The 19,595-nt window shown below is 34.6% G+C and carries 17 protein-coding genes; 12 read left to right on the top strand and 5 right to left on the bottom strand.

What is annotated here, in order from left to right; genetic code table 11:
- Positions 1 to 71: 71 nt before the first annotated feature.
- The gene (locus tag AC07UM_RS16575) at positions 72 to 497 is read left to right on the top strand and encodes a RidA family protein (RefSeq protein WP_494684189.1); all 426 of its coding nucleotides are present in this window, start codon (positions 72 to 74) and stop codon (positions 495 to 497) included.
- Positions 498 to 713: 216 nt separating this feature from the next.
- Positions 714 to 1,304, top strand: a complete 591-nt coding sequence (locus tag AC07UM_RS16570) for a methyltransferase domain-containing protein (RefSeq protein WP_494684188.1) — start codon at positions 714 to 716, stop codon at positions 1,302 to 1,304.
- Between the two features lie 103 nt (positions 1,305 to 1,407).
- Here AC07UM_RS16570 and AC07UM_RS16565 read toward each other — a convergent pair whose 3' ends face one another.
- The gene (locus AC07UM_RS16565; RefSeq protein ID WP_494684187.1) at positions 1,408 to 2,148 is read right to left on the bottom strand and encodes a hypothetical protein; all 741 of its coding nucleotides are present in this window, start codon (positions 2,146 to 2,148) and stop codon (positions 1,408 to 1,410) included.
- 457 nt (positions 2,149 to 2,605) lie between these two features.
- On the opposite strand from AC07UM_RS16565, the gene AC07UM_RS16560 reads away from it, so the two are divergent.
- Entirely contained in the window at positions 2,606 to 4,990 is a 2,385-nt protein-coding gene (locus AC07UM_RS16560; RefSeq protein ID WP_494684186.1) for a TonB-dependent receptor, read from the top strand.
- A 68-nt stretch (positions 4,991 to 5,058) separates the two neighbouring features.
- Here AC07UM_RS16560 and AC07UM_RS16555 read toward each other — a convergent pair whose 3' ends face one another.
- Both AC07UM_RS16555 and AC07UM_RS16550 read right to left on the bottom strand, forming a co-directional pair.
- Positions 5,059 to 5,466, bottom strand: a complete 408-nt coding sequence (locus AC07UM_RS16555) for a GNAT family N-acetyltransferase (protein ID WP_494684185.1) — start codon at positions 5,464 to 5,466, stop codon at positions 5,059 to 5,061.
- 24 nt (positions 5,467 to 5,490) lie between these two features.
- A complete protein-coding gene (locus AC07UM_RS16550) occupies positions 5,491 to 5,826 on the bottom strand; it encodes an antibiotic biosynthesis monooxygenase family protein (protein ID WP_494684184.1) in 336 nt (111 codons plus the stop codon).
- 116 nt (positions 5,827 to 5,942) lie between these two features.
- On the opposite strand from AC07UM_RS16550, the gene pdxR reads away from it, so the two are divergent.
- From pdxR to AC07UM_RS16520, 6 genes are all read left to right on the top strand, one after another.
- Positions 5,943 to 7,391: a MocR-like pyridoxine biosynthesis transcription factor PdxR gene (gene pdxR, locus AC07UM_RS16545; protein WP_494684183.1), complete on the top strand. Its 1,449-nt coding sequence runs from the start codon at positions 5,943 to 5,945 to the stop codon at positions 7,389 to 7,391.
- Positions 7,392 to 7,834: 443 nt separating this feature from the next.
- A complete protein-coding gene (locus AC07UM_RS16540; RefSeq protein WP_494684182.1) occupies positions 7,835 to 9,328 on the top strand; it encodes a BspA family leucine-rich repeat surface protein in 1,494 nt (497 codons plus the stop codon).
- 155 nt (positions 9,329 to 9,483) lie between these two features.
- Positions 9,484 to 10,656: a hypothetical protein gene (locus AC07UM_RS16535; protein WP_494684181.1), complete on the top strand. Its 1,173-nt coding sequence runs from the start codon at positions 9,484 to 9,486 to the stop codon at positions 10,654 to 10,656.
- A gap of 346 nt (positions 10,657 to 11,002) precedes the next feature.
- Complete coding sequence (locus AC07UM_RS16530; protein WP_494684180.1) at positions 11,003 to 13,309, top strand: TonB-dependent receptor; 2,307 nt, start codon at positions 11,003 to 11,005, stop codon at positions 13,307 to 13,309.
- A 27-nt stretch (positions 13,310 to 13,336) separates the two neighbouring features.
- Positions 13,337 to 14,329: a sensor histidine kinase gene (locus AC07UM_RS16525; protein WP_494684179.1), complete on the top strand. Its 993-nt coding sequence runs from the start codon at positions 13,337 to 13,339 to the stop codon at positions 14,327 to 14,329.
- Entirely contained in the window at positions 14,326 to 15,003 is a 678-nt protein-coding gene (locus AC07UM_RS16520) for a LytR/AlgR family response regulator transcription factor (RefSeq protein ID WP_494684178.1), read from the top strand. The genes AC07UM_RS16525 and AC07UM_RS16520 overlap by 4 nt, the downstream gene beginning before the upstream one ends.
- Before the next feature lie 139 nt (positions 15,004 to 15,142).
- Here the strand turns inward: AC07UM_RS16520 and AC07UM_RS16515 are convergent, their stop codons facing one another.
- Positions 15,143 to 15,736 (bottom strand): hypothetical protein, encoded by a 594-nt coding sequence (locus AC07UM_RS16515; RefSeq protein WP_494684177.1) that lies wholly within the window; start codon positions 15,734 to 15,736, stop codon positions 15,143 to 15,145.
- A gap of 137 nt (positions 15,737 to 15,873) precedes the next feature.
- Here AC07UM_RS16515 and AC07UM_RS16510 point away from each other — a divergent pair, with 137 nt between their 5' ends.
- Both AC07UM_RS16510 and AC07UM_RS16505 read left to right on the top strand, forming a co-directional pair.
- Complete coding sequence (locus tag AC07UM_RS16510) at positions 15,874 to 16,329, top strand: VOC family protein (RefSeq protein WP_494684176.1); 456 nt, start codon at positions 15,874 to 15,876, stop codon at positions 16,327 to 16,329.
- A 197-nt stretch (positions 16,330 to 16,526) separates the two neighbouring features.
- The gene (locus AC07UM_RS16505) at positions 16,527 to 17,396 is read left to right on the top strand and encodes a DMT family transporter (RefSeq protein WP_494684175.1); all 870 of its coding nucleotides are present in this window, start codon (positions 16,527 to 16,529) and stop codon (positions 17,394 to 17,396) included.
- A 407-nt stretch (positions 17,397 to 17,803) separates the two neighbouring features.
- Here the strand turns inward: AC07UM_RS16505 and AC07UM_RS16500 are convergent, their stop codons facing one another.
- Positions 17,804 to 18,586 carry a YdcF family protein gene (locus AC07UM_RS16500; protein ID WP_494684174.1) on the bottom strand — a complete coding sequence of 261 codons (783 nt, stop codon included), beginning with the start codon at positions 18,584 to 18,586 and terminating at the stop codon, positions 17,804 to 17,806.
- Between the two features lie 152 nt (positions 18,587 to 18,738).
- On the opposite strand from AC07UM_RS16500, the gene AC07UM_RS16495 reads away from it, so the two are divergent.
- Positions 18,739 to 19,551 carry a DUF6597 domain-containing transcriptional factor gene (locus tag AC07UM_RS16495; RefSeq protein ID WP_494684173.1) on the top strand — a complete coding sequence of 271 codons (813 nt, stop codon included), beginning with the start codon at positions 18,739 to 18,741 and terminating at the stop codon, positions 19,549 to 19,551.
- The last annotated feature ends 44 nt before the right edge of the window (positions 19,552 to 19,595 follow it).

The raw sequence follows: 19,595 nt of genomic DNA, 5'->3' as shown, positions 1-19,595 counted from the left end.
GTTTGCCGGCGCTCTGTATGAGTTTTCTGGCATTTTCACAAAATACAGTCAGCAACACTCAACAAACAAATATGAATACAATCCAATACAAAAATCCAAAAGCTCTTTTTGATCCGACACCTTATGCTTTTTCTCATTCTGCAGCACCTGCTGAGTCTGAAGGAAAATATGTATTCATTTCCGGACAAAGCGGAGGAGAGGGCTTAAATCATCATCTGTCTAAAGATTTCAGAACCCAGGTTAAAATCTCACTGCAGAACTTAAAAATTGTACTGGCTGAATATGGGTTAGAAGTGAAAGACGTACTGAAAATTACCATTCTGATTGTAGATCATAACCAGGAAAAGCTTACAATATGGTCAGAAGAAATTCATAAAGTATGGAAGGGTCATCAGTTTCCGGCAAGTACCTTAATTCCGGTTCCAAAATTAGCATTGGATAATATGTTGATAGAAGTAGATGCTGTAGCTTTTATGAAAAAAGATAAGGCAGAATAAGCCCTTATATAAAATCCCGAATGAGGGATCTGTAGTGTATATACCATAAGTTATTCTGAAAAATTATTAGATATCAATGCTTTGTAATATTTTCAGAGTAACTTTGCCCATTATAATTCTTTTTGAATTCCATACAGTAGGTTTCATAGGATTGTATGGCTGTTAGATTCGCCTCAATGAATTTTCTACTAATGAAGAATATATACACCTTATCACATGATTTTTAATGATATCAAATTAAATATTGATGTTAAAGACAGTACCTTTAATGACCTATATCCCGTACACATCAAAGAACTGGCAGGCCAGCATTGGACCCCGATTGCCGTAGCAAAACTGGCAGCTGAGTATCTTGCGGAGAAGCCCAATAGTAAGATATTGGATATTGGTGCCGGTGTCGGAAAATTTTGTCTGATTGGTGCGGCTTTTACGAAGGGAATATTTGTTGGAGTAGAGCAACGGGCATCTCTTACCAAAATATCAAAAAAAATTGCAGACAAACATAAAATTACTAATGTAGAATTTATACATTCCAATATCAATGAAATTTCTTTTTCCGACTACGATGCATTCTATTTTTTTAATTCTTTTTACGAAAATATAGATACATTATCTGTAATTGATAATACAGTAACTACGGACAAAGATTTATATTTTGCTTATTCAGAGTATGTAAAAGAACAGCTCGACAAAACTCCTGCAGGCACACGTTTGGTAACGTATTGGAGCAAATGGGACGAAATTCCAAGCAGTTTTAATTTAATTGCAACAGACTGTAATGGATTATTAAACTTTTGGGAAAAATAAAGTTAAACTTTATAAAAAAGCATGAAAATATTTTCATAAAAAATACCCTGAATCTTTTAGGGTATTTTTTGTGAAGTTATAGCTAATACTTTTTGTCATTGAATTAATTATCTGGAAACAGGACTCCTTTACTGTCTTTTTTCCAGGGAAATGAATAATAGCCAATACCTGATTTCTGCTGTCCTGAAAGTGTCTTACAGCATTCATTGATGTAAGCATTAATAAAATCATTGATGTTCTTATTGTTCTTGTTAGTTTCATTTATAAGTGCTTGCAGACTCGTAAGCCATGTCGCATTTACTCCCTGTGCACTTTTATGAGCAGGATTGCCAAGATAATCTGCAACCTGTTCATCAATGCTTTCACCTGGATAGTTGATTCTCTTATTAGCATCCGGAAACTTATTTCTCTTAACATCTTCAGGCGCCCGGCAGATGTTAACCGGATTCCATGTTACAATCGCAAAAAAGTTTCCCACCTTATCTTCAGAATCACTCTGAGTATAATCAAACATTGGAGCTTTAATATAAACCCCGTAATCATAAACAAGTTTTAACCAAGGATACGCACCTTTCTTTTTTTCTATGAAATCCTTTATCGCCTGATCATCTTTACATTTTGCCATCTCGTTCATAAGAGGATCTAATATACGATTAAGCATACCCTGAGGTACAATATGCCCCTGATGATCATAAATATTATCCTGACTCTTCACAATATTTACCTTTTTGTTGATAAACTTTGAAGGTCCATTCTTCTCTATATCAAAAGAATAAAAATTAAGTCCTTTCTCATTTCGATAAACGACATTATATCCGTGTATTCTGCTATTTGTTCCTGCCATAATAAAATTATTTTTAATATTTTGATAAATTTAGAAGAATCAGGAATGAAAAAATACCGTAGATCTAACTAAAAAAAGGGTCAGTATTTCTACTATATCATTGATCGACCTCCATAAATCTGCTTGTTTATCACCGGGTATGATATTTCGAGCAGATTATAGCAGTGGCAGAAATAGTAAAAACCTGAAAACCTTCTGATAAAATGTATTATTTCCCCTCCGGTTTGGAAGATCGGGAAGTTATGCAGCATATCACCTCCTCATTATCTGACCTGCAAGGGAGCAGCGGCGGTTCCGCTTATTGGAGGAACAGCATGGTAAATAATTGTGGTACGGACACCTGTAATTCAATATTTTACCTTAAAACACAAGGCTTTCACATAAAATCAATAAAGCAACAATGTTGCATTAATAAAATTAATTATCTAGCTTTGCCGGATCATTAAAGTATATGCACATGAAAAAGACCGTTTATTTTTTGATGGGAAGCACTCTGATGTATTCCTCATCCATTCTGAAGGCGCAGAAACTCACTCCTGAAAAAAAAACCGTAAAAGACATAGAATCTATCCAGATACAGGGGAAAACTAATTACAGTTCTGTAAATATCTCAAGAAAAAAGCTGGATTTTATTCAATCCAATACATTAGGAGAAACATTGAGTAAAATTCCCGGGATTCAAAATTCAGGATATGGTCCGAATTCCGGAGCTCCTGTTATCCGAAGTCTGAGTGGAAACCGGGTCAAAATACTGGAAAATGGAACCTCAGTAAATGATCTTTCAGGGATAAGCCCTGATTTTAATACTGATATAGAGATGAACAGTGTTCAAAGCATTACTGTTTACAAGAATTCTGCATCAGTTTTATATGGGGGAAAGGCTATTGGAGGTGCTATTGATATTGAAACCGATTATATTGCCAGACAATTACCGGATAAAAAGCTAAATGTAAAAGGACTTATTGAAGGGGGAAGCAACAGTGGACAGAAACAGGCATTTTCAGCCCGGGGAATCATTGCTAAAAACTGGGTTTGGTCTGTAGGAGGAAGCAATCACAAGCAAGATAGGGTCACAATTCCTGGAAAATCTAAAGACAGCAGGTGCTATGATCCGGAATTGGTAGGTTTCAATAGTATTTTACAGTCACTATGCCAGGTAGATGTGGATTCCAGACGGGTATTGAACAAAAGTCTTTTCCCATTCATCAGTCAGTTTGCTAAAGATCATATGATAGACTATGAACTGTCAGAAGATGACCTTTATACCTTCAGTTCTACCTATTATAATCCTGCTGACGGTAAAAATTATCCTAATCCAAAGAATGACTTGTACGTTCCCGGCCAGGATCCTTCGAAAGACCGTTATAAAAGTGAAGTAAACGGAATCAGGGATTATGTGGAAACAAAAGACGGAGTAATCCCCAACAGTCATTCGGAAAGCAATTCATTTTATATCGGAACAAGTTATATAGGGAAATCATTTTATGCAGGAGGAGCTTATCAAAACTCTTATTCCTATTTTGGAGTCCCAGGGTATGCGATACCTAAAATACCCACCCATACCCATGGAAAACCACAGCAAAAAATAGAGTATCTTCCCATCAATATAAGAAGTTTATCCCATAAAGCTATGTTTGAAGCAGGTTACAGATTTACCCATTCCCCAATTTCCAGCATCAAGCTAAATTATATGGGAGTATTCTCCAAAAATGCAGAACTTCTTGACCGCTTCAGAGCCAATCAGTTTACTGTGAACCAACACAATGGGCGTTTGGAAATTGCACAGCAGAAATTAAAATTCCTGACCGGAACGACAGGTCTTGAAGTGCAGTACAGAGATATGGAAGGAAGTGGGGGGCAGAGATACTTACCCAATACTATAAGCCGTGAAATCGGAGTCTTTACGATGCAGCACCTTGATTTTAATATCATTCAACTGGATCTTGGCTATAGAAACGATCATGTACAACGCAGGGCAGAAGCGGATAATAAATATGTCAGAAGCCGTGGACTTTCCGGTGGAAAACTCAGTGACAGAGACTTTACCCTTCATCAATTCCATAGCGCTGCTCAATGGAATATTTTCAAAAAAGGCTATCTGAAAGTACAATACAATCATTCCGAAAGAGCTCCGGAAGTGAACGAACTGTACTCAGGAAACAATCATTTTGCTATTCTCACGGAGGAAAATGGTGATGACAGGCTGGATAAGGAAACCGCAAATACGGTTGAAATAGGAGGGGGCTTAAACTTAAAGAACCTTAGGGTATCTGCCAACTGGTACCATACGTCTTATAAAAATTATATTTATCTTGCCCACACAGGGCTTTCCAGAGAGGTTTTTCTTGTCAAAGAATGGCATTCTGATGATACAGAAATCAACGGAATCGAAGCAGAAGCAGCTTATAAAGCAGATCTGGGGAAAATAGGGAAGTGGGAGATAGGTGGATATTATGATTTGGTGAGAAATATAAGTGTAGCCGACAGCTCGATAAGAAAATGGAGTGATGGCGATTATATGCCCAATATGCCTACAAGCCGTTTTGGATTCAATCTGGAAGGCAATATACAGAACTTCAGCCTGAATCTAAGTTTAGATCACTATTTAAAACAAAAATATTTAGGGAAAAATATTAATCCTGAGCTTCCTATGCCGGCATTTTCACTACTGAATGTCCGTTTAGCTTATAAGGACAGCAGCTTAGGCATAGGTGATCTGGAATATTATATTATAGGAAATAATCTACTGAATTCTGAGGCGAGACTTCAAAACTCTCAGTTAAAATTTCTAAGTCCGCTTCCGGGAATCAATATTTCAGCAGGGGTAAAAATTACCATATAACCCAATTATTATACTCGAAAGAAGACATGTACTTTAATACATGTCTTCTTATTATCAATGGTATTTCATTATTTCAAATCTACTATATTATTCAATAGATAACATTGTTCCCATTGTTTCATCCCGATTTTAGGATAGTAACCCACAGCTTTTGGGGCGGCTAAAAGAATCAGTGTAGCTTTTGGAGTATGCTCTTTTGTCAATCGGATCAATTCTTTTCCAATTCCTTTCTTTTGATAATGCTCATCAACTGCCAAATCTGAAAGATAAGTACAAAATGCAAAATCAGTTAATGATCTTGATACTCCAATCAATTTACCATTGTCCCGTGCTGTTGTGATAAGGTTTGCATGCTGCAGCATTCCCATTATTCTTTCCGGTTCGTTTATCGGACGTCTTTCTCCTAATGTAGAATTTATCAGGACCTGTGTAAATTCTTCTATTCCAATTTTTTCTTCAATTTGATAAGTAATCATTTTTTATCCTTTTTTATTGTTATTTTAAAAAATACGGTCTGAAGGAGCTTCCTGTCTTTCAGACATCCCATAATTTCGTATTACTGAAGCTACCCGTAATCTGTAATCTTCAAACACAAAGTTTCGCCCTGCCTGCTGTGCATTCCTGTGCGTGGTTCTGTTGCGCCATTCTTTTATACTTTCTTCATTTTCCCAAAAAGAGAGGGAGAGTATTTTTTTTGGATCCACAAGACTTTGAAACCGTTCGATAGAAATAAACCCGGAAATCTCTTCCAGCTCTGATCTTAGGGTCTTTGCTATATCTAAATATTCATCCTTTTTCCCTTCTCTAGGAACCACTTCAAATATTACGGTTATCATACTTTTACTTTCAATTAAAAATTTATTTCTTAAAAACTATTTTGATTTACAGGACAAAATTATATTCAATTTGGACTACATTTGTACTCCAGATTGAATATATAAAGTAGTCCAGAATGTTTCCGTTTGAACACATAATCAGTATCGACAAAGAAAAAAAGCTTCCTGTCTACAGACAGATCGCGATATCTATTATTAATGCTATACAAAATGGAAATTTACCCACTGAAATGCCTCTTCCCAGTACCAGAGAACTCGCAAAAATTCTGGGTGTACACCGCAAAACTATAACAGCGGCCTATGAGGAGCTCAATGCTCAGGATTGGATATTAATTATTCCCCGGAAACAAGTCAAGGTATCCGAACATATTCCCAATCTAAAACCACAAAAATGGAACGCCCAGGATTCATCTGTATCGTATGAAAATAATTTCAACCTTCCACTTCATACATCCAAGAAAGATCCGTCTCAGCAGGAACTCATTGCGGCTCCTGAAATTTTTATTGATGATGGGCATCCTGATATTCGACTTTCTCCTATAGATGAGTTGTTGAAAATTTACCGCAGCTATACCTCGAAAAGTTTTACAATTAAAAATGCAGTGGTCGGGACAAGTCAAGGGACATTAAAATTAAGAGAAGAGCTGTCCAGATACTTATCTGTGACAAGAGGATTGAATATTTCTGCTGATAATGTATTGATTACGCATGGTGCACAAATGAGTATTTATTTATCAGCTCAATTGCTTTTACAGGAAGGAGACACTATTATTTTAGGAAAACCAGGATATCCCATTGCCAACAGTGCATTTGAAAAGACAAAAGCCTCTGTTGTGGAAATTCCTGTAGATGAAAACGGATTAGACATCAATGCTCTCGAAAATATTTGTAAAAGGAAAAAGGTAGCAGCCTTGTATATCATTCCTCATCATCATTATCCTACAACGGTAACATTGAGCGTGGAAAGAAGAATGAAGGTATTGGAGCTTTCAAACCGGTATTCGTTTGCAGTCATTGAGGATGATTACGATTATGATTATCATTATTCCTCCTCGCCTTATTTACCTTTGGCAAGTGGGGCCCATAAAGGAAACATCATCTATATTGGTTCCTTTTCAAAAATAATAGGTTCTTCCATTCGTATTGGCTTTATGGTGGCTCCTAAAAATTTTATACAGGAGGCTCTCACTTTACGAAAAGTGATTGATATTGGTGGTGACGGATATATGCAAAATGCGTTGGCTGAACTGATTAAAAATGGAGATTTAGGGAGGCACCTGAAGAAAACAAAAAAATGTTACCATCAACGGAGAGATTATCTGAATACACTTTTACATCATCATCTAAGACCTTACGCATCTTTTTCTTTACCAGATGGTGGTCTTTCAGTCTGGATCCAATTAAAACATCCATATAGTATTAATACATTGAAAATGAGCTCACAATTACAAATCAAACGAATCAGTGAAAAAGAAAATGCTTTTCGATTTGGCTTTGCTTCAATGAATGAGAAAGAGTTGGAAGAAGCTATTTTATTATTAAAGAAAATTCTCACCACAGAATAGGGAAGATCCTCTAAAAGAAAAATAGCATTTGATCGATTTTATCCAAAGTTTCTAATACTTTCACAGAAGAAACTTCCATAAAACGAGCCGATCTTGGTTGGCACAGCAAACACTAAACTAATAATCAATCAATTCACAACAGTTTATATATTTTCTTTTTTCAGAAAGTTATTGATTGTTGTAGAGGTTTCCACGATGATAATTTTCTCTCAAAAATATTCTTAGAATCTAAAGAGTACAATCCCCATTTCGGGTGGTTTTTACAAAGCTTATTTATATAAAAAATTAATCAAAAAAAACTTAAAAAAAAGAGATGATTTGTTTTAATACGACAAGTTCTGTCGCTGTGCGTCTCTATCTTTATAGTAGAAATAAGATAAAGAATCCCGGGAAATTTATTGTCTTAGTGAATCAAATTTTAACCTTAAAACTCTTTTTAAAGTATGTACAAAAAACAACTCATCATCACTTTTCTCTTTTTATTTTTCATTTCTTATGCGCAAACTGAATTTATTACTTTGTGGAAACCTAATGTAAATGGGACCATTGATAATTCAATAACTTTTGGTGGCACCGGAACAAGTTACACCATCAGCTGGGAAGAAGTAGGCTATCCTCAACATAGTGGACTTATGAATTCTGTAACCTCTAACAGCAGCAATCCGATTACAATTTCTTTTGGGACATCTTTAAATACAAATCCTCTCCAGGCAACCTATAAATTGAAAGTATCAAATGGCGGTGGATTATTTTATGGATTTAGAGCCAGCCCAGACTTTATAAATCCTAATGCAAATCTTGAGCTTACTGAAATTAGTCAATGGGGAGATATTATTTGGCTTCAGCAGTTTAATGCAGGATTTGCAGGTTGTCCAAATCTTAATGTAACGGCTGCAGATACACCCAATCTGACACAAATAAACAATCTATCACAAATGTTCTTTAATTGTTCGTCTTTGGTTGGAAATAATTCATTTTCTAATTGGAACACAAGCACAATTACCAATATGAATGGCTTATTTAGCAGGGCAAAGCTTTTTAATCAAAATATCGGAACCTGGAATACAGCGAATGTAACAGATTTTAGCGGAATGTTTTCTTTTGCAGCTGCTTTTAATCAAGATATTTCTGCCTGGAATACAGCAGCTGGAACCAACTTCTCTGCAATGTTCAAGGATGCTGTAGCTTTTAATCAGCCATTAAATTCATGGAATACAAAAAATGCTACTAATTTTAGGTATTTATTTTCTAATGCTTCAGCCTTTAACCAACCACTTAATAATTGGAATACAAGTAAAGTAACGGATTTTGAGCGTATATTTGAAAATGCTGTATCTTTCAATCAACCCATTGGAAATTGGGATGTAAGTAAGGTCAATTATTTTGCCGGATTGAATATGTTTAATGGTGCTTTACTTTTTGACCAGGATATTTCTACCTGGAATATCAAGCTTCAAAACTTTTCAGGGAACTCAATGTCTTTTGGATTTAAAAACTCAGGGTTATCATGTACGAATTACAGTAATTTTCTAATTGCTCTGAATAATAATCCTGCATGGGCAAACTCTACCATAACCTCTGGAAACATTGATGCAACGGGACTCGTTTATTCTACACCACAAGCCATTATGGCAAGAGCTCAATTGGTTAATAAAGGTTTTACGATTATTGGAGATTCTTATAGTTCCGGTTGTTTTTTATCAACAGTAGAAACTTCAAAAAAAATAACAACCCCAGCGTATCCAAATCCAACAACAGGAATGATAACTGTGGAGTCTACTGAAAACGAAAATGTTTATGTATACGATATGACAGGTAAAATCATTAAAAATATGACTTTAAATAAAGGGAAAAACAGTATTGATCTTACTGGTTATCCATCAGGGAATTATCTATTAAAAGGAAATCATATTTTCACTAAAATAATCAAGAAATAACAGATCAGCTGAAAAGCTACTTATAAAATCAGCTCCAAAGTCTACGGATTTTGGAGCATTTTATGGGTAAAATCGAAAAAATAGTAGCATCATTACAGATTTCAATAACACAATCCGTATTTTTGAGTCTTAACTGATAGGTAGATCTAATTGCCATGATAAAAAAGTATGTACTATTTCTTTTAATTTTCACTTCAGCAACGTCTTCACTGCTTGCCCAGAACTACGAAAGATATAAAATGCTAAAAGACACCATATTAAGTTCAACAAGTCTGGGATTTAATAAAAAGATTTCTATAATGGTTCCCATAGAATGGCAAAAGAAGTCCAAGAACAAATTTCCATTAATTATTGTATTTGATAGGCAAAATAAAAGGAGTAATAACTATATCCTCAATACAATTGACTATTTAACGAGTAATGAACAAATTCCTTCATCGGTTATTATAAGCGTTGAATCGGAACAAAGATATCGCTATCTTGAAACACAGTACAAGATTTCTGATCCAAACGGACTTGCCCTTGAGAATGAAAAATTTATTTTTGAACAACTGATCCCATTAGCTGAAAGAAATTACAAAGCTTCTGCTTTTAGGTTGTTAATTGGTCATTCAAGATATGGATATTTTACAACATCTTTGTTTAATTCAAGAATAGCTGATTTGAATGGAGTTATTTCTATGAGCCCATTTTTTACTCAGAAAAATGTTGCCCTAACAGATTCAATAAGCCAATTAAATATGCGTTCTATTCCTGTAAAAAAGTATTATCGCTATGGAATCGGAAACGATTATCCTGAAGATTTCGTTAAGATGGATTCAATCACTAAGAATATTCACAATCCCTTTTTAGATATCAAAGGGTATCGGTTTAAAAATGCAGATCATAATGCAACACCAGGCTTACTTATTAATGTGGCCCTTTATGAAATATTTGAAGATTGGTCTGCTATTCAGTCGAAGTATATTTCAAATAAACAAACAGACTTAAGTATTAAATCATCATTAGATAAAGAAATACAGTCCAATTACGGCGTAAAACTCAATTTTTCACTGGGTATTTTAAATGGAAAAGGTTGGTACTTTTATAATGAAAAACAATATGATAAAGCCATTCAAGCTTGGAAAATCTTAACAGATTCTTATCCCAACTTTTCAGAGGCTTATTTACATATTATAAAGGCTAAAATCCTATTAAAACAGGATTACTCTGAAACGATCAAAGAATTCACCAATTCATTAGCAGCTTCTGAATTTTATAAAGAAAAGGAAAAGAAGGATCTAGAAATTGAATTGCGTGAAATAGTTAAGGCAGGAGTTCTACAATAAGAAAAGACCACACTCTTCTTTGAATAGAAAAACGTTTTGGGAAAACAAAGCCCAAGATTAAGTAGACTCTGCTGGAGAGCAACCTACCAGCAATAGGCTTTTAGATAGACGGAAAGGGAGACCCAAAAAGTCTCCTCTTTTTATTTCCGGTATCTTCTATGGCTAAGAAAGCCCTCTCTTAATTTGTAGAAATGTAAATTAGTAAAATACGCTTTACAGTAGATGTTTTGACCCACTTTTGGGTTGAGACCAAAGACATTAACAGATAAAACAGTATCGTTAACAGATATAATTATCACCTATTTATTAATGAAATTACTTTTGCTCTCAATTAAAACATTGAAGTATGAAAGCAAAGCATTTCTTATGTACAGTTATAGGTTTATCACCCTTCTATTTCCTTTCCGGGCAAATACTGGAAGGACAGGTACTGGATGAAAAAACATCGAAACCATTGCAGGGGGCATTAATTATTTTAAAAAAAGGTGATGGCAATTTTACAAGCCAGGCATCCACCAATGACAAAGGAATTTATCAATTTCCCAAACCCTTTGAGAAAGGCAATTATTATCTTGAAATAAGCTCAGCAGGATATAAAAAAAGAAGTATTTCTGTTTCTATTCCAAAAGATACAATTCTGAATATTTCTCTTGCCTCCAACTTACATGAACTGGAAGGAGTTCTGATTGTAAAAGAAAAGACACAAACAGAAATGTTGCTGGATAAAAAGGTAATCAATGTAGGAAAGGATTTATTATCAGCAGGAGGAGATGCTTTAACCGTGCTTTCGCGTGTTCCGGAAATTCAATCCGATTCCAATGGGAATATCAGTTTAAGAGGAGATAAAAATGTAAATGTTTTGGTTAACGGAAAACCCTCGCCGCTTAGTAGTTCTGAATTACTCCGTCAGATTCCGGCAAATAATATCAATAAAATTGAAATCATTACTTCTCCGTCCGCAAAATATACAGCAAGCGGGCTAACCGGTATCATCAACATCATCACCAATAAAAAAGTAGCACCGGGTGTCTCAGTAAATACTTCAGGATCCGTGAATTCTATCGGTGGATATACAGGAGACGCAGATGTGAACATAGGTCGTGAGAAAGTTAATTATTCATTTGGAATTGGATATGTAAAAGATATTGCAAAAAATAGGTCATTGATTGACAGGCAGAATACAGATCCTGTCCGGATAGAAAATGATTTTAAATTTACAGGCGACATTTACAGGGTAAAAGGAAGGATAGACTGGTTTATCAACAAAACCAATGAACTAAGCGTGGGCCTCAATTATGCAGACAACAGCCATACAATGCTTTCTGATGGAATGATTTTTCAAAAAGACAGCCAGCTTCCTCAATATAACCTGGCCTCTCATCATCACAAAACGTTTGATTTCACCACTAATTACAGACACGTTTTCAAAAAGCCTGAAAACTTTCTGGAATTTGATTTATACCTGTCAAATAATACTAATCTCGTAAAGAACGAATTTCAAAAAAACATAGGTGTAGCCAATAATACTACAAACGATGTGGTTGCCATTTCCAGAGCAAGTGCCGATTATACGACAAAACTAAATGAAGTCATTAAGCTGGAGGCAGGTGCATTGTGGGAAAGACAGAGTTTAGATAATAATTTTTCAGTTACAGAAACCAATGCCGTGGCTGACAGAACGTTTAAAAATATCCAGAGTACCTATGCATCATATGGAATGTTAAAATTTGACATCAACAAATTTAATATCCAGGCTGGCTTGAGAGGTGAAATTTTCCGGAGGGATGCCGATTTAATTACAGCAGGAAACAAAATCAACAGTGAGTATATCAACCTGTTCCCTTCTTTACATATGGGCTATACCATAAGCAAAGGAAAGATGATATCGTTTGGTTTTAACAGAAGAACCACAAGACCATCGCTGGAACAGATCAATCCAAACACGGCCCAATACAGCAGATTCGAAATCTTTGTTGGTTCGCCGGATTTACGTCCTGAATTTTCGAATAATTTTGATCTCGGTTTTCAATTTAAAAAATCTAAATTTAATATCAATACAGGGATTTCTTATAGGCTCAGAGAAGATGTTATCTTAAATAATTTTTCTGTAAATGATACTGGAACTACTGTTTACAAGCCTATTAATGGAGGCCGCAGTAATGCTTTTGGAATAGATTTTTCGGTGGGACTTACTCCTGTAAAGTGGTGGGATTCTAAACTTTCAGTAAATTGGAACTATGAAAATTCCAGGCAGCGCGATGTTTTTTTCTTTCGTAACTTTAACACTGGCTACAGCTTCACGCTGCAGAATGATTTTAAACTGTCCAGTAAAGCAGAACTTGGGGTAATATGGAAATATGACAGTGCTCAAAAATTATATCTTTCAGATGCCAATGAAAATCAGGGATTAGATATAGCATTCAGGTATAAAATGATGAAAAACAACGGAAACATTACCTTACGATTTGCTGATATCTTTAACACAAGAGTTTATGAAGGAAAGGATTATGGGGTGAATTTCGTGAGTAAATACCGCTTTAAACCCTTATCAAGAGCTGTATATGTGTCTTTCACATACAACATTAAAAAAGGAAATAAAATAAATGAGCGCAACAGGAAAGCTCAGGATTATATCAAGGAAGCAATAAAATAATTACTAAATAAAGTAAAATAAATAATGATGAAAAAGTATAAGCTTTTACTCATAGAACTCATTGGTCATTTGCTGTTCTGGACATTTTATGTGGTGTATCCTGCCTTGATATTTGGGAAAACTGACTGTTTTACATTTGATATTAAAAAATCACTTATTGCTATTGCTGTTATAGGAGTTCCATCGTACCTCATGTATTTCTTTTTACTGAAAAACATAAAAAAAAACTTTTACTGGACAGCATTGCTGATATTGGCAGGTGCAATCATATATTTTGCTTGTAGATATGACTGTGTATGCAATCTGAAGCATTGTTTAATGAATAAAATCTTCGAATTAATATTTGTCAGCAGTATATTTATAGCAGTTTTCCTTACAAAAAGGAATATTCTCCACATAAAATCGCTGGCTAAAAGCGATCAGGCAAGGGCAGATGCTGAACTGAAGGCTTTGAAAGCTCAGATAAACCCTCATTTTCTATTCAATACTTTAAATATGTTGTATTCGGACGCGATTGGTATAAATGAAGATATTGCGGATAAAATTCTCAAACTTTCAGATAATCTCCATTATTTAATCCATGAAGGCCAGAAAAAAGAAATATTACTGGATACTGAAATTAAGTTTATTGAAAACTATCTGGTTCTGCAGAAATCCAGAATGGGAGATCGGGTAGATGTTCAGTTTCAGGTTTATAATGATGATCATTCGCAGCTTATTCCGCCCTTATTGTTTATTCCGTTTATAGAAAATGCCTTCAAATATTCAAGTATGCTTGAAGAAAAAGGATCTCCCGTTTTAATTGACATACATTCTTCCAAAGGAATAATTACTCTGAAAGTCAGCAATAAATTCAGTGCGAAATACAGGCAGAATCAAAAAGAAGAGTGGAAAGACAGCGGTATTGGAATAGAAAATGTAAAACAGCGGCTGGAACTCCTTTTTCATTCAAAGCATGACATTTCAATTATAGAAAATGGAGAGCAATTTTTAGTTAATTTAATGATCAAAACGCGATGAAATGTATAATTATAGAAGATGAGCAGCCCGCCATAAAGCTCTTGCAAACGTATGTAGATAAAACATTGTTTTTAGAGTGTCTGGGTGTATTTCAGTCTGTTTCTGCATTACCTTCCGGGATATTAAATAAAGCAGATTTTATTTTTTTAGATGTTCAGCTGCCGGGAATTAACGGACTGGATTTTTTAAAAAGCCTTGAAAAAAGACCAAAGGTTATCATTACAACTGCTCACAGAGATTATGCGGTAGACGCCTTTGAACTTGCTGTAGACGATTATCTGCTGAAACCGTTTTCATACGAGCGTTTTTTGAAATCCATCTACAGGCTGCAGAATGTGAACAAAACTGATAAGGAAGAGAATAAGAACGAGCTCTTTGTTTATACGGACAAAACTTTCTTTAAAATCAATAAAAACGATATTTATTATATCAAAGCTGAAGTAGATTATGTGAATATTTTTTACAAGAACAACCAATTGCTTGTACAGGACAGTATGAACAATTGGGAACATAAATTAAAAAATGACGGTTTTATCCGAGTACACAGATCATACCTAATCAATTTCAATAAGATCATCAAGGTGGAAGGGAATGTGATACATATTAAAGACAGTATTATTCCTATTGGAAAAACCTATCAGGCTTCTTTTTTTAATGCTATTAAAGAAAAATAATTTTCTCATTAATAAAAAAGACATACAGTTGGTTGATTATCAACTGTATGATGCTACAATATATACAATTTAACATAATATAAATTATAGGACTTTTATTATATTATTAGAATAGAGTATTAAGCCTACTCAGAATCCATTATTTTCCAGATTTTTCTTCCAGGTATTTTTTAACGACTTCTAAGAACTCTTCTTTGGTCATATATTTATCCAGAAAAGTTTCCAGGCTTCCTTCATTTCCAATTTCCTCAAAATAATTTTCATGGTCTGTACTGTATACTGTCGGATTATTTTGGTCAGGATCTGTAAGGCATACAAAATAATGATCCGGATATCCGTATGAATAAAATATACAGATAAATTCCATCTCTGTTCCTTGTACGGTTTCTCTGATTTTATTTTCCTCTACAAATCCATCTAGCTCGCCAAAATCTGTTGAGTCTTCATTAAACGGCAAAAACAACCAGTCTTTATAAAAATCCTGCCCATAAAACTGTTCATGATTTGAAAAATAATGCTCCAGCAAATCTTGATAAAAAACATCCTTATTGCTGGTATATAAATTCTTATTATTCTCGTAGAATTGATCAATTCCGTAAACATCCCATTCCTTATCGTATAAATAATTACTGAATTTCAGACTCTTCCAGTTCTCTGCAAAGCTTTTTCCTGCGCTTACATTTTCTGTATTTCCTCCTAATATGTTCAGTTTTTCTATTATTTTACTATACATTATGTTAAATTAAATAGTTTAAATCACTTAAAATCAACCCAATAAAACATCATATCCTGATATTATGTTAAATTACACTATTGTAAATCCTATTAGGTACCCTTTCAATGATCTATAAAATTACAAAATCTTGCCACATGACAGCTTTTATGATGATGAAACATAATACCTTTACCCTAATCCAAAAAGAAAATAATATGAAACCTACAATGATCTGGTCCAATCTGGCCGTAGCCAATCTGGAACGTACGTACAAATTTTATACTGAATTAGGATTTAAACCGAACGGCCCGCATACTTCGGACCAACTGGTAAGCTTCTTTTTCGGGGAAAAGGATTTTATTATTCATTTCTTCTTACAACATATCATAGAATCAAACCTGAAGCCTATACAATTCTGTGAGACAGAGAAAGTAAACGAAATAGTTTTTACCTTATCTGCAGATACCAAAGATCAGGTAGATGCATGGGCCCAAGAAGTTGAAAAAGCTGGTGGAAAAATTATTTCAGAGCCGGAAAGTTTCGGAGACAACTATTATGGTTTTGTTTTTGCCGATCCTGATGGTCATAAGTTTAATGTTTTTTATATGTAACCTGGAAAATATTTTCCCTATATTTGAACTTCAACAAATAAATATGAACCGCGCGAACTGTCTGCCTCCTCCGGCACCTTAATATTTTCAAATTAATTTGAAGCGTTCTTATGCCATTAAAAATATAATGGCCAGAATTATTATGCTTCAGATTCTGACAAAAAAATATTAATTCAAATCTTTACAGTTCATTCTCAATGAAAAAATCATATGTAGTATTACATCTGGCCGTGATATTGGCCGGATTCACAGGTGTGTTCGGAAAATTAATCACCCTTAATGAAGGCTTACTGGTTTGGTACAGACTTCTCTTCTCCTCTATTATTTTATTTTTTATTTTAAAATTGCTGAGAATTCCCTATAGACTTTCTGCACAGGAAAAAATCCGTATAATGAAAGCTGGGCTGCTTATCACCATGCACTGGCTTTTTTTCTACGCCAGCATCAAATACTCCAATATCTCAATCGGTGTAGTCTGCTACTGTCTTACCAGTTTTTTTACGGCTGTATTTAAACCTTTGATCGACAGAGAGAAATTTAAAATCTCAGAGCTGCTTCTCAGTACATTGACTTTGTTGGGGATCAGCCTGATCTTCCATTTCGATGCCTCTTACCAGCTGGGAATTATTCTAGGTGTTATTTCTTCTGCTTTAGGAGCACTCTACACCATTTATAATAATCGTTTGGTGAGACACTTTGACACCAAAGTAATCAACTTTTATCAGATGATTGGCGGCACTTTAGGCCTCGGAGCACTTTTGCCCATATACCTCGTTATTTTCCCGGCAGATAGCATAGTACCTGACTGGAAAAACACGGCTTATTTGGGCATTTTGGCTCTTTTTTGTACAGTTGGGCTATATGTGGCTTTTGCAGAAGTTTTGAAGAAAATTCCAGCATTCACGGTGAACCTAACCTTTAATCTGGAACCTGTTTACGCAATCATTATAGCTTTTCTGTTTTTTGGAGAAAGCAAAGAAGTAGGATTTCCATTTTATATAGGATTGACATTCATTATTGCTTCTGTTATTTTGCAGACACTCATTTCACTGAAGAAAGTAAAATAATACCTAAAGCTGTTTAAACAGTTTTATTGAAATCATACCAAAAGATGACATCTTTTAAACCACAAATCGAAGATTCAACGAAGTTAAAAGTCACAAAAAATTGTAACACTTTAGTTATTTTAAGTTTCCTACTTTGTGTATATGAAGTATACTTAAGCTTTGAAAATCTTTGATTTTCCTCTGAAGTGAACTTACTTATACAGAAGAATATTAAAACTTTCTAAAGTGTACTAAAATGCTTTAAAATTATACGATGTTAGAATTCTTTCGGAATGACAATCAAACCATGTCAAGGTTCAAAACCTTGACATGGTTTACAAATTTTCACTTTCATGACAAAAGTTTTTGAACACTTAAGCTTTACTTTCCTGAGTGAGTTAAAGTGTTTTAAAATAAACTCTAGAATACTATTTATTCATTCCCAAACTGTTATATAATTGAACCTGCCATATTCCCAGTACTTCTTTTAGCATCACAAAGGTAAATGCGGCATTATAGCTGTTTGGAAATATCGTTATTTCGGTATCTATAAAATCTGATGCCTGTGGAATAGGTTTTAATCCAAATGTCTGAAACAGAGAAACAGATCTCTTCATATGAAAACCTGAAGTTACCAGATACACACTGGAAGGAGCCATTTGCTTTACTATTTTGCTGGAATATTTTGCGTTTTCATAAGTATTCATGCTTTTATCTTCCTTAATAAGATCAGAGTCTGGCACTCCCATACTTTTAAAATTTTCACTGAATAATTCAGCTTCACTGGTATGCCCTCTTCCTTTTCCGGAAATTAATATTGTACACGGTTGATTGTTTTTCTTGTATTCATGATACAATTGATAAGCGGTTACAATTCTGGAATAAGACATGGTATGCAGCTTTTCTGTATTGTCAAAATCTACAACTCCGCCACCCAATACTACAATAACAGCGCTCTGAGAAGCTGTATTTTTAGTATTAGAAGTATTAACATAACTTTTCTGCAGATATCCGGAGGTTAGTTTGCCCAAGAAACCATTTCCTATAAAGATAATCATTAAAACAGCCCATATACAGATTCCTATCCTCAGATTTTTACGCTTATTTTTTCTTTTTAAAAGGGCTATAATAACTACCGCAAGAAATACTAAGAAATAAGGTTCTGTAAAAAGCTGAAAAACACGGAATAAAAGGTCTAGTAAAAATTTCATCTATGATAATATTGATTAATGTTTAGAAACATCGGATGTACAAAGATAAGGGTAATTTCGTGAGTGCTACCATTGTCAATATTTCAATAGCCTGTTTTAAAGTCATTTCATTTTTTATTTAATAATTTTATAAGATTAGAATATTGAGTACAATGGATTATCAAACCTTTCAACCACAACCGGATCTGGCTTCTATCATAAAATGCTACTGGACTCTGGACAGCCCCAGAGAAGCTGTTCCGCAGGTACAAACCATTGTTCCGGATGGCTGCATGGAAATGATCATTCATTATGGTGACCTTTATCATCAATATATTGATGGGAAACCAGTTTTACAGCCTAGAAGCTGTGTTTTTGGACAGTTGACCGAACCCTTGAAAATAGAGCCCACAGGTATTACCGGTATTTTCTCTGTCCGCTTTCATCATGATGGGTTCATTCCATTTGCTACAATTCCTATTAAAGAAATGGATGATCAGGCTATTCCGCTGGAAAAACTCTTCGGAATACAGGGCGTTGAATTGGAAGAAAATGTATTAAAAGCTTCAACAGTACAGGAAAAAATAAGCATTGTAGAAACGTTTCTCCTGGACAGACTTAATACAGAAACCATTGATAGAATTGTACAATCTACTGTGGATTTGCTGTTGAATGTTGATGGAAAAATATCAGTCAATGAACTTTCAAAACAAACGAATATCAACAGAAGACAACTGGAACGTAAGTTTTCTTCAGCCATTGGATTGAGTCCGAAACAGCTTTCAAAAACCATTCGGCTTCAAACGACAATCAAACATCTTCTCAATAAAGAATATGCCAGTCTTACAGCACTCGCCTACGAATCCGAATATTATGATCAGGCCCATTTCATCAAAGATTTTAAGGAGTTTACAGGATTTACCCCCAAAGAATTTTACGGAGATACGCTGCAAATGTCTCTCCTATTCTACAGAAAAGATTCCTGATGTCGCATTTTTACAATTTTAAGACCGTTCTTATTTTCAACTTT

The organism is Chryseobacterium sp. GW821-FHT04C04 (assembly GCF_059420365.1).
This window is presented reverse-complemented; position numbering and strand designations above follow the sequence as displayed.

Bases quoted from the DNA above. Each gene is read 5' to 3' on its own strand.
- AC07UM_RS16500 (WP_494684174.1), bottom strand. From the start codon at position 18,586: ATGAAATTTTTACTAGACCTTTTATTCCGTGTTTTTCAGCTTTTTACA.
- AC07UM_RS16575 (WP_494684189.1), top strand. From the start codon at position 72: ATGAATACAATCCAATACAAAAATCCAAAAGCTCTTTTTGATCCGACA.
- AC07UM_RS16555 (WP_494684185.1), bottom strand. From the start codon at position 5,466: ATGATTACTTATCAAATTGAAGAAAAAATTGGAATAGAAGAATTTACA.
- AC07UM_RS16515 (WP_494684177.1), bottom strand. From the start codon at position 15,736: ATGTATAGTAAAATAATAGAAAAACTGAACATATTAGGAGGAAATACA.
- AC07UM_RS16565 (WP_494684187.1), bottom strand. From the start codon at position 2,148: ATGGCAGGAACAAATAGCAGAATACACGGATATAATGTCGTTTATCGA.
- AC07UM_RS16510 (WP_494684176.1), top strand. From the start codon at position 15,874: ATGACAGCTTTTATGATGATGAAACATAATACCTTTACCCTAATCCAA.
- AC07UM_RS16505 (WP_494684175.1), top strand. From the start codon at position 16,527: ATGAAAAAATCATATGTAGTATTACATCTGGCCGTGATATTGGCCGGA.
- AC07UM_RS16525 (WP_494684179.1), top strand. From the start codon at position 13,337: ATGAAAAAGTATAAGCTTTTACTCATAGAACTCATTGGTCATTTGCTG.
- AC07UM_RS16535 (WP_494684181.1), top strand. From the start codon at position 9,484: ATGATAAAAAAGTATGTACTATTTCTTTTAATTTTCACTTCAGCAACG.
- AC07UM_RS16560 (WP_494684186.1), top strand. From the start codon at position 2,606: ATGAAAAAGACCGTTTATTTTTTGATGGGAAGCACTCTGATGTATTCC.
- pdxR (WP_494684183.1), top strand. From the start codon at position 5,943: ATGTTTCCGTTTGAACACATAATCAGTATCGACAAAGAAAAAAAGCTT.
- AC07UM_RS16550 (WP_494684184.1), bottom strand. From the start codon at position 5,826: ATGATAACCGTAATATTTGAAGTGGTTCCTAGAGAAGGGAAAAAGGAT.
- AC07UM_RS16530 (WP_494684180.1), top strand. From the start codon at position 11,003: ATGAAAGCAAAGCATTTCTTATGTACAGTTATAGGTTTATCACCCTTC.
- AC07UM_RS16495 (WP_494684173.1), top strand. From the start codon at position 18,739: ATGGATTATCAAACCTTTCAACCACAACCGGATCTGGCTTCTATCATA.
- AC07UM_RS16520 (WP_494684178.1), top strand. From the start codon at position 14,326: ATGAAATGTATAATTATAGAAGATGAGCAGCCCGCCATAAAGCTCTTG.
- AC07UM_RS16570 (WP_494684188.1), top strand. From the start codon at position 714: ATGATTTTTAATGATATCAAATTAAATATTGATGTTAAAGACAGTACC.
- AC07UM_RS16540 (WP_494684182.1), top strand. From the start codon at position 7,835: ATGTACAAAAAACAACTCATCATCACTTTTCTCTTTTTATTTTTCATT.